Annotated in this window: 11 protein-coding genes; 6 read left to right on the top strand and 5 right to left on the bottom strand. The window is 66.6% G+C overall.

Annotation, left to right across the window (positions count from 1 at the left end; translation table 11 throughout):
- Positions 1 to 267: 267 nt before the first annotated feature.
- The 3 genes from NR111_RS17325 to NR111_RS17315 all read left to right on the top strand — a co-directional run bounded on the left by NR111_RS17325 (position 268) and on the right by NR111_RS17315 (position 3,235).
- A complete protein-coding gene (locus NR111_RS17325; protein ID WP_067718693.1) occupies positions 268 to 1,404 on the top strand; it encodes a site-specific integrase in 1,137 nt (378 codons plus the stop codon).
- Positions 1,397 to 1,750 carry a helix-turn-helix transcriptional regulator gene (locus NR111_RS17320; protein WP_067718690.1) on the top strand — a complete coding sequence of 118 codons (354 nt, stop codon included), beginning with the start codon at positions 1,397 to 1,399 and terminating at the stop codon, positions 1,748 to 1,750. Before NR111_RS17325 ends, NR111_RS17320 begins: the two co-directional genes overlap by 8 nt.
- 75 nt (positions 1,751 to 1,825) lie before the next feature.
- Positions 1,826 to 3,235, top strand: coding sequence for a Fis family transcriptional regulator (locus NR111_RS17315; RefSeq protein ID WP_306228695.1), 1,410 nt, complete (start codon positions 1,826 to 1,828; stop codon positions 3,233 to 3,235).
- A gap of 307 nt (positions 3,236 to 3,542) precedes the next feature.
- On the opposite strand, the gene NR111_RS17310 is transcribed toward NR111_RS17315, so the two are convergent.
- Together NR111_RS17310 and NR111_RS17305 are read right to left on the bottom strand one after the other, a co-directional pair.
- A complete protein-coding gene (locus tag NR111_RS17310; RefSeq protein ID WP_067718686.1) occupies positions 3,543 to 4,031 on the bottom strand; it encodes a PDDEXK nuclease domain-containing protein in 489 nt (162 codons plus the stop codon).
- Positions 4,032 to 4,257: 226 nt separating this feature from the next.
- Complete coding sequence (locus tag NR111_RS17305; protein ID WP_206475256.1) at positions 4,258 to 4,965, bottom strand: DUF3800 domain-containing protein; 708 nt, start codon at positions 4,963 to 4,965, stop codon at positions 4,258 to 4,260.
- A gap of 238 nt (positions 4,966 to 5,203) precedes the next feature.
- Between NR111_RS17305 and NR111_RS17300 the strand changes: the two genes are divergently transcribed.
- Complete coding sequence (locus NR111_RS17300) at positions 5,204 to 5,764, top strand: DNA-binding protein (protein ID WP_067718681.1); 561 nt, start codon at positions 5,204 to 5,206, stop codon at positions 5,762 to 5,764.
- Positions 5,765 to 5,903: 139 nt separating this feature from the next.
- Positions 5,904 to 6,227: a hypothetical protein gene (locus tag NR111_RS17295; RefSeq protein ID WP_067718680.1), complete on the top strand. Its 324-nt coding sequence runs from the start codon at positions 5,904 to 5,906 to the stop codon at positions 6,225 to 6,227.
- Between the two features lie 77 nt (positions 6,228 to 6,304).
- On the opposite strand, the gene NR111_RS17290 is transcribed toward NR111_RS17295, so the two are convergent.
- Together NR111_RS17290 and NR111_RS17285 are read right to left on the bottom strand one after the other, a co-directional pair.
- Positions 6,305 to 6,877, bottom strand: coding sequence for a hypothetical protein (locus tag NR111_RS17290; RefSeq protein ID WP_206475257.1), 573 nt, complete (start codon positions 6,875 to 6,877; stop codon positions 6,305 to 6,307).
- The gene (locus NR111_RS17285) at positions 6,861 to 7,169 is read right to left on the bottom strand and encodes a hypothetical protein (protein ID WP_206475258.1); all 309 of its coding nucleotides are present in this window, start codon (positions 7,167 to 7,169) and stop codon (positions 6,861 to 6,863) included. Before NR111_RS17285 ends, NR111_RS17290 begins: the two co-directional genes overlap by 17 nt.
- Before the next feature lie 315 nt (positions 7,170 to 7,484).
- Here NR111_RS17285 and mobF point away from each other — a divergent pair, with 315 nt between their 5' ends.
- Entirely contained in the window at positions 7,485 to 11,021 is a 3,537-nt protein-coding gene (mobF, locus tag NR111_RS17280) for a MobF family relaxase (protein WP_206475259.1), read from the top strand.
- 38 nt (positions 11,022 to 11,059) lie between these two features.
- Here the strand turns inward: mobF and NR111_RS17275 are convergent, their stop codons facing one another.
- The gene (locus tag NR111_RS17275; protein WP_156523594.1) at positions 11,060 to 11,395 is read right to left on the bottom strand and encodes a hypothetical protein; all 336 of its coding nucleotides are present in this window, start codon (positions 11,393 to 11,395) and stop codon (positions 11,060 to 11,062) included.
- Positions 11,396 to 12,428: the final 1,033 nt, after the last annotated feature.

The raw sequence follows: 12,428 nt of genomic DNA, 5'->3' as shown, positions 1-12,428 counted from the left end.
GAAGGAGGAGCTGGAAATGCGAGGGGCGATTCATCTGATGCAATACGCAGATTTTTACTTTACATAAGATAAGTTATCGGCGTTCAACTCTCGGGAGTAGTGGTAGGTGCGGTTACTGCCGTCTACCTGGGATGATGGGGTTTGCGCTGGTGGGCGGCGGGGTTGGCTGGCGTGGTGTCGGCGCCGCGGATGTGATGCTTGTGCGTCGGTCCAGCGCCCCGTAGGTTTCTTGCATTAGATGCAGGTTTCCACGAGTCGGAGGTCGGCGTGGACGGTGTCCCGGGATTCGTTCCGCGGTTGTTGCGCGACGGTGAGGTCGGCCTGTTCCGTGCCGAGGACCGCGTGTTTGAAGCAATGGTCGAGGGTTGGCGGGCGCAGATGCTGGCGCGTGGGCTGACGAGAGCAACGATCGACGGGCGCTGCGGGGTGCTGCGCCGGTTCCAGGAGTTCGCCGGGACGTTCCCGTGGTCGTGGAGGCCGGTCGATCTGGATGACTACATGGCTGGGCGGCGCTCGGGTGAGAAGCCGGTGAGCTGGACGACGCTGCGTTCGGACAGCAATGCCATCGCGATGTTCTGTGCCTACGTCTCGAGCTCGAGCTACGGGTGGGGTGCGCTGTGCCAACGGGTCTTCGACGATGTTCCGGCCCAGATCGCGTTCGAGTGGAACACTCCGCGGCACACCTGCGAGGATGCTGTTCCGGCTGGCCGCCGGGCCTTCACGGCCACGGAGCTGCAGAGACTCTTTGATGACGTGGACGACCGGGTCGATCGTGAGTTCGCTGCTGGGAGTAAGCGCTGGCTTCCCCTGTTGCGGGACTCGATCGCGTTCAAGGTCTGCTACGCCTATGGGCTTCGGCGTCGCGAGGTGGCGATGCTGGACGTGCAGGATTTCGGCCCCAACCCGCATGTGCCTGCGTACGGCGACTTCGGCGCGGTGACCGTCCGATGGGCCAAAGGCACCACCGGGTCGGGGCCGCGACGACGCACCGTGTTGACGGTCCCGGAGTTCGACTGGGTGGTTGACCTGCTCCGATTCTGGATCACCGAGCGTGGCCGGCGGCACTTCGCCACCGCTGACCGATCGGCGGCGCTATGGCCGAGCGAGCGCGCCGAGCGGATACGAGTGGGTAGCTTGAGTGATGCCTTCGCTGCCGCCCGCGAGGGCGCCGGCTTGCCGAAAGAGCTCGGACTGCACTGCCTGCGACACTCCTACGTCACGCACTTGATCGAGGCCGGCTACGACCCGGCGTTCGTGCAGACTCAAGTCGGTCATGCCTATGCGTCGGTCACCGGGCTGTACACCTCGGTCGGCAACGATTTCAAACAGAAAACCATCCAGCACATGATCGCTTCGCGGCTGGACGGCCACGGCAGGAAGCAGGACGGAGACGCTGATGGCTGAGCAACGACGCATCGGGTATCGCTGGAATCTGCGGACGCAGATGGCGCAGCGCAACCTGTGGAAGAGCACCGAACTGGTGCCGTTGTTGAGGGCTCGGGGCATCAACCTGTCCGAGAGTCAAGTCTACCGGCTGGTGACCGGCACACCAGAGCGGATCCCGGCACGCACGTTCGCCGCGCTCTGCGACATCCTCGACTGCGAACCCGGCGAGTTGTTCGAGCCGTTCGTGGAGATTCGGGCAGCGGCCACCGCCCAGGCGCCGAAGCGGCCGGAAGACCTGGGGGTGGCACCCGGCCAGCCGATCGCCCCCCGGGTGAGACTCGTCCGGGACGACAACGAGGACTGACCGATACCGATGGCCAGGCCCCGCAAACCCGACGACCCGGACCTACGTCGCGTGTGTCCGTGTGATCGCTGCGGCTTGGGCTACCCGCTGGTGGTCACCTGGGGCCCGGAGGATCAGATCTGCGGCTACTGCTACCAGCAGGCCAAACGCACCCGCGGCACCTGCGACTGCGGCCACATCCGCGTCTTACCGGGCCGAGTAGATGGGCGCCCGGCCTGCCGGGCGTGCGCCCAGATCACCCTCAACATCGATTGCGTGCGCTGCGGCGCCGAGGACGAGATCTACCGCGCCGGCCTGTGCTGGCCATGCGCACTGAGCGAGACCGTCGACGGACTGCTGACCAACCTGGACACCGGCACCATCGCCGAGAGGCTTATCCCCCTGGCTGAGGCGTTGAACTCGATGAAACGCGCCAACAGTGGACTGACCTGGATCCGCCAGCGGCACGTGACCGACTTCCTGAAACAGTTGGCCACCCTCCCGGAGCTCACGCACGAGGCGATCGATGCACTTCCACGCTCGCGCACCCGCGACTACGTGCGCGGGCTCCTAGTCGAGCACGGTGGCCTGCCCCGACGTGATGAGCTGCTTGTCCGCTACCAAGCCTGGGCGGACACAGCACTGGAGAGGCTGACCGAGGACACCAACCGGGCCGTCATTGACCGCTATATCCGCTGGCACCATCTGCGGCGCATGAACCAGATGGACCTCGTCCCCCACGGCACCTTCCTGCGCAGCAAGCAGACCGTCACCGTCGCGATCAACTTCCTCAACTGGCTCGGCGAGCGCGACATCGCGCTCGCCGACGTCGGCCAGGGCGAGGTTGACGCCTGGATCGCCGGCGGGCCGACCACGCGACTGCTCGTCGATCGGTTCCTCGGCTGGGCCATGGACACCAAGAACGCCCCACAAGGGCTCACCGTGCCCCGCCATCGCCGCGGTAACAGCACCACACTCAGCGCCACCGACCAGGCCGCCGCCCTGGACCGAATAGTGGACGGCGACACCCTGACCACACGAGACAAGGCCGCGGCGATACTGGTCCTTGTCTTTGGCCAACAGATCCAGGATATCGCCGCGCTGACCTGGGACGACATCACCGTGACCGAGGACCTGGCGACCATTACGCTCGGCAGCGGCCCGATCGTGTTGCCCGCCCCGCTCGACGGGTCGTGGCGTGAACTTCTGGCCAACCCTGGCCACGACCAGACCGCCGCTCACCCGAGAAGCAACTGGGTCTTCAGAGGGCATTCCCCCGGCATGCACATCGATCCGATGCACCTACGCCTCCGGCTACGAGACCACCTCGTCAGCGCCCGCGCCGCCCGACTCGGCACACTGCATGAACTCAGCAAAACCGCCCCGGCCGCCATCATCGCCGACGTCCTGGGTTATCACCCATCGACCATTGAGCGCCACGCCGTCGACGCGGCAGGTACGTACGCCGAATACATCGTCGCCGTACGCGAGCACGGCCAGAGGTGATTCTCCGGAAATTACCGAGCAATCGGTATCACGGGAAATAGGTAACAGGAAACAATCTCCGTTACCGGAGTGGAGAGTGCCACAGAGTAATTCTCCGCTCGAGAAACCGCGATCAGATCGCCTACTCCCGCCTTACGAACACCCGTTCCTGCCAGCAACATAATGGCTGGTCGAGCCCCGTTTTGGGGCCACAGTGTGTTCCAACGTTATTTACGAGTGGTCCTCGACGTCCCCGGTGATTTGGGCTAAGGCTGCGGTTAGGTCATTCCCGCTGGGGAGTGCCTCGTGCTCTGCGGTGGGTAAGGCCTCATAGCTGAAGGTTGAGACGGCCAGGGGTGCGCCGGCCGGGTTCAGCGCGTAGCGGACGACACGATCGGCAGACCAGGCTCCCGACGGTCGGGGCATGTGCGGTACGGCGCAGGCGATCCTCGACGAGGGCGACGTAGAACTGCAGCTGCCAGGCGTGTTCGGGCTTGAACTTGCCGGTCTTGAGCTCGATGACTACATACCGCAATTGCTCGACGTGGAAGAACAGTAGGTCAGCGTAGAAGTCCTCGCCCCCGACGTCGAAGTGGACCTGCCTTCCCGCGAAGGCGAATCCTGGGCCGAGCTCCCGCAACGTGTCGACGATCCGGTCGGTCAGGGACTCCTCGAGTCCCCGTTCGGCGACCTCGCCGGACAGATCCAGAAAATCAAGGATCAGCGGGTCCTTGGCGATCTGTTGGGCGAGCTCGGAATCGTGCGCAACAAGCTGTTGCGCGATCGGCCCCGCGGTCCAGGAGCCGGCGATGCTCACCTGAACTGCCAGGGGAGAATGGAGGTAGGCTCCGACAGGCGTAGAGCACGGTCGGGTTCGGTGAGGTGAGGCGGCTTTCGCTGAGCGTTAGGGCGTGCGGGATCACCTGGTGAGTCTCGTCGGGGTCTGGTGTGGATCGGGTGTGGCGCGGTAGTCTGGGGGCACAACGGGCCGGATACCGGAACGTTGCCTGCCGAGGGCTCCCGCGAGGGGGCCCTCGTTTTATTTAGGGCTCCCAGGTGCGTTGCCGGTGGGTGTTTTGGTAGATCAGGTGGGCGAGTTTGTCGGTGACTGCTTGAGCTCGGGGGTGCTGATTGTGCACCGCCTGGGCTCGGCGGTGGATGTAGACGGCCATGTCGACGGCCTGTAGGCCGGGGGTGTGGCGTGAGTCGGCGAAGTTGATGGGCGCGGAGATGTGCTGAAGTCGGCTTGGCCGGTATCCGCCGGTGCCGAAGTCTTGGTAGGCGCTGAACTGGTCCTGGTGTTGGGCGCTGGTGGCGATCTCGTCGGCGATGACGATCGCCTGCTCTCCGGCGCCGTGTTGGGCAGTGTAAGTGTCGATCTGCTCGAGCAGGTGGCGGAACACTACGGTGTGGGGCTGTTGCGGGTACCGATATCGGGCGTTGAGGCGTCTGACGTCCACCCCTTCGAAGAGGTACCGCACGCCCGCGTGTTGTGCTGCCCGTAGGACGGCACTGTAGAGGCCAGCTGCTTCGCGGTGTTTGCCGCGAAGGTTGGCCCACTGTCCTGCGCCGCCCATGATCTCGTGTCCATGGAACTCAGCCGTGGGATCGGTGCCGTGTTTCGTGGCGGTTCGCTCGGCGATCTGGGTGTAGAGCTGGTGGAGCTGCTCCCATTGGTCGTAGTCGGCGATTGCTGCCCCGATGTAATAGAGGTCCTGGTCGTAGGACTCGTCGACATAGGCGATCAGCACGTAGTCCATTGTCTCACTCGGGCGCGACAGGCTTGTGTGGCGCGGGCCGCGGTGGCCCGGGACTCGCCTTGTTCTTCGTTGGTTGGCAGGGGTGCTCCGACGGCGAGGGTCCGGCCGGTTTGCTGCGCACTGGCGCGACGGGGATGTTTCGGTTCGGCGCCTGTGGTAACATTGGTAACAAATTGCGTTACCGGTTACCGGTTACCGGTTACCGAATGCTGAATCTGGAGGGGTTGCCATGTCGTCGTCGGAGAAGATCGCTCACGCCTACGGCGTGCTCGTCGCGCGCGGGGACAAGGTCACCGTGCGGGCGGTGCAGAAACAGGCGGGGGTGCGGATCGGCGAGGTGGCGGCGTGGATGCGCGAGCACGCCGCGGGCGCAGCGGGCGAGGTGCCGGAGGCCCCGGACTTGTCGGAGCCGATGTCGGCGATGGTGGCGTCGGTGTGGGCGGCGGCGTGGAAGCGCGCCGCCGAGCAGGCAGACGAGGCCACTGCGGTGGCGCTCGATGCTGCCCGCGCCGGCGAGGCCGACGCTCTCGCCGCGGCGGAGGCAGCCACGGCGCAGCGAGCCGATGCCGATACGGCCAGGGGTGAGGCGGTCCGGGACGCCGAGCAGCTGCGCGCCGAGCTGGCCCAGGTTCGCCAGCAGCTCGAGACGACGCAGCGTGAGTCAGAGCAGGCGCGAGCCCTGGCGGAGGAGGCCGACCGTGCCCGGGTGCGGGCCGAGGCCACCTCGGACACCTTGCGTGAACTGCTGGACGCGTTTCGTTCCTCCGGGCAGGCCGACGATGACAAGTAGCGATCCGCACCGTGGTGGCCTTGTCGTGTCGGACCGGGCGAGCACACTGACAAAGCAGGACTGCCAATGAACAAGCGGCCCGGACCTCCGCCAGGTGAGTTCGGGATGTAACGGGACGAACGCCAACACGGGAGGCGTCATGTGGGATCTACAGACCGCGGTACAGGCCGTGGCGGTGGTCGCGGTGGCCTCGCTTTTGATGCCGCCGTTGGCACGCGGCATCGGGGGAATCTGCGCGGTGATCGGATTCTGTGGGGTGGTGCAGTCGAGCTCCTGGGCGCCGACGGTGATGGCGTTGGGGCCGGTGGCGTGGGTTGTCGGGCACTGGTCGTTCGCGGTCCGCAACGATGTGCATTACCGGTCCCGTCTCGCACGTGTGGTGATCGACAAGACGCCGCTGCGGTGGACGATTCCGCGCTACTGGCAGCTGCGCCGCCAAAGACGCATCGCGGAAGCCCGCTGACACTTCCCACCCGACCGATACAGCAATGGCCCCACCTCTTCGGTGGGGCCATTGCTGTTGGTGTGTGGTTCCCGAGTCTAGAACAGTGGCGGCTCGTCTAGGGGTGCGGTGTTGCCGCAAGCTTGGGCGTAAGCCTTGGGGTTCCAGCCGCCGGAGACCGCTTCGCGGACGGCGAGGGAGCGGGCGTGCCGGTCGTGGCGTTCGGTGGTGTTGCGGATGATTCCGGTGCGTCCGCAGGCGACCGCGTAGAGCAGGTTCGCTGATTGGGTTGAGGCGATGAGATGGTCCGGGTCTACGCGCACGCACAGGGGTTCGTTGCAGCGGTGCTCACCGATCGCCTCGGCGGTCAGTTGGCCGGCGATCAGGAGGGCGAAGCGGTGTGCGTACTCGGTTCTGCTGACGCCGCCTTGTCGCCAGGTGATCCGTCCGTACCCGTCGGAGATGGCGCCGGTCCAGATGTGACATCCATCGCCCGGGGCGCGCACGACACGGGAGCCAAACGCGGCAATCGACGCCTCGGTCGGAGGCAGCGTCGAGTCGTACGGCCTGGACCGCCTCGCGGCAGGCCGGGGCCGGGGACGGGCGTCCATTCCCGGCAGCGGGATGTCCTCGAACCATCCGCCGGAGACGGGCTCAGTGCTGTTGGTCACCGTTGGTGTCCGCCGAGGTCTGATCCGCCGCTGGCGTGTCACCGCCGTCGGCATCGTTGACCGTGTCGTCGGTGTCGGTGGTGTTGTCCTTCGCGGCGCGGATCGCCGCCCCGACCTCGCGGGCGGACAGTCCGGTCATCTCCGCCAGGTCCGCCTGCACCACGCCCAGGTCCCGAAGCTCGACCAGCGCCTGACCGAGGGCGATCTGCGCGTCATCGCGGGCATCGATCGCCGAGAACACCGCGACCAGCTTGGCCTCGCGCTTGCGTGCCCGCTCCAGCTCGTCGGCCATCGCCTGACGAGCCCTCGCGCGTGCGGTTTGTGAACGTGAATCAGTCTTGGTAGCCGCCATGTGATCGACCCTATTGCCCCACCCATCGTGCCGCAATCCCCAACCACCATGCCGCCGTCATCGTCGCGCCGTCCTGGTCCCCGATCGCCGCACCACATCTAGCACTGGCCGTGCTAGATCATCCTCGCTGTCGCTCGCTTAAACTGCCACACACAGTATGCACTTCTAGTGATAGACGGGAAACACCTGGTCAGCGCCCTGCGGCCTCGTGGGGCGTAGACGCCCCGCCACCGGCCGCATACGCTGGAGGCTGTGATGAGTCTGCGAGCGGTTCACGCAGGGACTGGATACCAGTACCTGCTGCGCTCGGTGGCGACCCATGACGCCGACCCCGAAGGCAAGTCACTGTCGGACTACTACGCCGCCAAAGGCACCCCACCGGGGGTCTGGATCGGCTCCGGACTGACCGGATTGAACTCCGAGACCGCGACCGTTGGGGCCATCGTGACCGAGGAACAGATGGCCGCCCTGTACGGCGAGGGACTGCACCCGGACACCGACCAGAAGATGGCCGACGGCGCGCCCCTCGCGGCGTGCAAGTTGGGCCGAAGTTTCCCGATCTACACCGGCGGCGTCGAGGTCCTTCAGGCTATTGCTACTGCCGAGAAAACCTTCCTCGCCGTCGAGGGACGGCGCCCCACCGTCGAGGAACGAGGCCAGATCGCCGAAAGTACGGCCCGCCCCTTCTACACCAAGGAGTTCGGCTACGAGCACGCCTCCGGAGAAGACGTCATCGCCTGGGTCAACCGGGAACGCGACCGCGTCAAACAAGCCGTCGCCGGATTCGATTTCACGTTCTCTCCAGTGAAAAGTGTCAGCGTCTGGTGGGCACTGGCCGACGAGAACACCGCCTCCCACATCGCCGCGCTGCATCACGAAGCCGTCGCCGAAGCCTTGGCGTGGGCCGAGGACAACGCCATCTACACCCGGGTCGGGACCGGAGGCATCAAACAGGTCAAAACCGGCGGGATCATCGCCTCAGAGTTCACCCACTTCGACACTCGAGGCGGCGACCCGGACCTGCACTCGCACGTGCTGATCGCCAACAAAGTCCAAGCCCCTGACGGGCGCTGGCTCTCCCTGGACGGGCGGGCCATCTTCCAGATGCATCAGGCGATCTCGTCGCGCTACGACGCGATCCTGCACGACAAACTCACCCGGAGAATGGGCGTGGAATTCCAGGCCCACTACCCGCACCCGGACAAGGCACCGATCTGGGAAATCGCCGGCATCGACCGCAAGCTGATCGACGCTTTCTCCTCACGACGGGCGATGGCCCGCCCGGTCTACAACCAGCTCGTTGCCAACTACGTCGCAAAGCACGGCCGCCAACCCGGACAACGGGCCTCCTACGCCCTGTGGCAGAAAGCCATCCTGGATACCCGCGACGCCAAAAAGCCGGCCCTGTCGCTGGACGAGCACCGCGCCGGCTGGCGCGAGCGGGCCGCACAGATCGTCGATGAGCACACCCTGGACACCCTCACCGACCGGGTCACCCGGCACGGCAAGGCCGGAGTCGAGCGGGACATCTTCAACGCCGACACTCACGCCCGTGTCGTGGCCCAGCGGGCAGTGGAGGCGGTGACGGCAAGGCGCGCACAGTTCCGCCGCTCGCACGTTCAGACCGCGGTGTCGACCGCACTCAAGGGCTACGTGTTCACCGGCGAGCAGGCCCTGGAACAGGCGCACCAGGCGGTGATGGACACCGCCATGGATGAGTTGGTCATCCCCTTGACCCCACCAGAAATCCTCGACCTGCCGGGTGCCCTGACCCGTCCGGACGGGGCCGGGGTGGACCGGCACGCCAACACCGAAAAGTTCACCACCCACGCCGTCCTGGACGCCGAGCAACTCGCCCTGGACGCTGCGCGTACCCCGGTCGCGGTCACCGCCCCGGCAGCGGTCCTCGAGCATGTCCTGGCCGAACACGAGACAAGCGAAGGGTGGAGCCTGAATGCCGGTCAGCGGGCGCTGGCCGGGCACCTCATCGGGGCCGGAACCCTGCTCGCCGCCGGCGTCGGACCGGCCGGCACCGGCAAGACCGCCTCCATGAAGATCGTCGCCGACACCTGGCACGCAACCGGACGCACCGTGATCGGACTGGCACCGTCCGCCGCTGCTGCGGCCATCCTGTCCGAGGACATCGGCGCCGACTGCCACACCATCGACTCACTGACGTTCACGTGGCTGGGCCGCAACCCCAACCAGCCCGGCCGCACCCTCGCAGCCCTGCCGGTGACCATCTCCCCCGGCGACATGCTGCTGGTGGACGAAGCCGGCATGGCCAGCACCGAGAACCTGGCCGCCTTGACCGAGATCGCCGCCGAAACCGGGGCCGTCCTGCGTCTGGTCGGCGACCCCAAACAGCTATCCGCCGTGGAGACCGGAGGCCTGCTGGCCGACCTGACCCGCACCCCGGGAACCCCCGAACTGCGCGAGGTCATGCGCATGGGCTCAGACACCGCCCAAGCCGAAGCCACCTTGGGCCTTCGTGACGGCAACCCCGACGCCCTTGGCCTCTACACCGACCGGGGATGGCTCACCGGCGGGCACCGGGAGCAGATGCTCACCGACGCCGCACACGCCTTCCTGGCAGACACTGCTGCTGGCCGTCGCTGTCTGGTGATCGCCTCCACCAACACCGACGTCGACACCCTCAACGACCTCATCCGAGCCGACCGCATCAGCACCGGGCTGGTCGACGACACCCACACCATGCGCGTGTCCCGGGGCGATGCCGTCGGTGTCGGGGACACCGTCATCGCCCGCACCAACGCCACCCTCCACACCGACAACGACCGCACCCCCCTGGGCCGGGTCATCAACGGCCAACTGTTCACCGTCACCGGCATCACCGACGACGGCGCCCTGGCCGTGCGGGACCAGAACACCGGCGCCGACATGCTCATCCCCGCCAGCTACGCCCACACCAACATCCACCTCGGATACGCCAGCACCATCCACCGCGCCCAAGGCGCCACCGTCGACACCACCCACGCCGTCATCGACAACACCGTCGACCGCGCCGGCCTATACGTGGCCATGACCCGCGGCAAAAAAGAAAACCGCGCCTACACGGTGTGCGAGCACTCCCTCGACCCGGGCGCCGAAGACGCCCACATGCACTCGGCCGGCGACCAGAACGCCCCCACACCCACACAGGTCCTGACCAATGTGCTGGGCCGCGACACCCGCAACACCTCAGCCATTGACACCCTGCGGCAGGAATACACCACCGCCACCGCACCCGAACGCCTCGAACAGCTCTACCGCCACGGCGCAGAACTGGCCGCTCAAACCTTCACCGCGAACACCCTGCCCGACTACCTCGACGCACTCCCCCGCACCCACACCCACCAACTCGAGGCCGACCCCGCAGCGCGGGCTGACCTCGAACACGCCTGGACCGAAGCAGCCCAAGCAGGCCTGGACCCCCGCGAACTGTGGCTCGAGGCCACCGACAACCTCGACACCGCGAAATCCGCAGGCGCCGTCATCGCCCACCGGATACGTGACGTGACCAGAGGACACGGCGAACCCGACGCCCTGCCCACTCCCCCACCAGAAACCACCACAGGCGATGCCGAACTCGCCACCTGGCTGACCGCCACCCGCGAAAAGCTCACCATCACCCCGGACGGCACCAGCACGCCCGACGCCGACGACTTCGTCGCCTCCTACCTCGAACACCGCGCCGCAGAACACGAGCATGGACCGGACGTCGAGCCCCTGGGTGCCTCTTCGGATTGGGGGCAGGCGACAGGACCGGACACCTCCCCCGACCTGTGGTGACATGCCTGGTCTCACAGGGACAGCCACCCATGGTGGTGTCAGGCAGCGGTGGCAGCCCACTGATGGGGTGCGAGCAGCATGTCGGGGGCCGGCAGCGCGGCCCGAGCCGCGGCAACAAGTTCCCACCAACTACCGGGATCGTGCTCCCGGTGCCGCTCCTGCGCGGCCATCGCCGCGCCCCATGTTGTTGCCTGTACCGGGGGGCCGGTACTGGTGGCGCCGTAGGCCAATGCGATATCGACCGGGTGGACGTTCTCGGCCTCATCCGGGGTGGGAAACATGCCCCACTCGGCCAGCGCATCGGAGCGCTCCGGCTGATAGCGGGTGGTGAACCACCACACGAACACCGCCGACTGCAGCCTGTACTGACGCACCCGATCAGCGTGTGCTCCCGTCACTCCGGCCAGGGCCGCAGCCCGAGCCAATCGGGAACGGCCCTGATAGGCGCGCCCACTGGAGGTGGCCAAGCCGTAGGACTGGAGCGCAGCAATCTTGCTGCGAACCGTTGCTGCACACACCCCCAGCCGAGCCGCTACCTGCTTGACCGACAACCGTTCGCTGCTCAGCAACTCCCATACCCGCAACCCGAGAACTCCCAGCGAGCGAGCGTGCCAGATATCAGCGCGAGCACGCTCCAGCTCCCCCTGCAGCCTCTGCTCTAGCTCCGCAGAAAATACTGCACCACTTCTTTGTTTCCCGCCCCCGGGTCTTCCGACCCGCCAGACTGCTGCCCAGGGGCCTGCTGATCTTTGGACTCGCGCAATCCAGCCCTGCTGGACCAACACCTTCAGACGGCTGGTTACGACGTCTCGCGTCAGGCCGACGGCGATGGCCCAGTCGCGCTCGGACAGCTGCACGTTGTCTGCGGCTGCTGCCAGGGTCCTGGCAGCCAAGCCCAGGAGAAGCAGCCGATCCTGGGCCCCGGTCTTACCGGCCCATCTGTGGGGCTGGGCGCTCATCCGGGGCAACAGCTCAGCGACGATCGCTTCGGCTGCCCGGCGGGCCGGTGAGGGCGCGGTGGTGCTGCGGGGGGTAAAGCTGGCTGCGGTGACCGCTCTGGCCCACTGGCGGACCAACTCGGCGTGCGGGTCGAACCTGGGCGTGCGCTCCCCCGCGCTTGTGCGCTGTGTGCGGATAGTCTCCAGGCCTGGCCAGCAGTCGGTAAACGCCGCCTGGTGCAGGTCGTCGTAGCGCATCCTGGCGTGGGCGCAGGCCAACAAGATCGACCACCCGATTGCCGACGCGTCCGACTGAGCAGCGACCCTAGTGCGGGCTAGAGCTCGGATCTGTGCGGATATAGGGCGTCTGGGCCCGGCAAGATACGGGTGGCCCTGCACATCGGTGTGGACCGGGATCGGTGCGGCGCCTACGTCTGCTGGGGCGATTGCGGCTGAACCGGCGTGGTCG

The sequence above is a fragment of the Dietzia sp. Die43 genome, assembly GCF_024519835.1.
GTDB classification, from domain to species: Bacteria; Actinomycetota; Actinomycetes; order Mycobacteriales; family Mycobacteriaceae; genus Dietzia; species Dietzia kunjamensis.
This window is presented reverse-complemented; position numbering and strand designations above follow the sequence as displayed.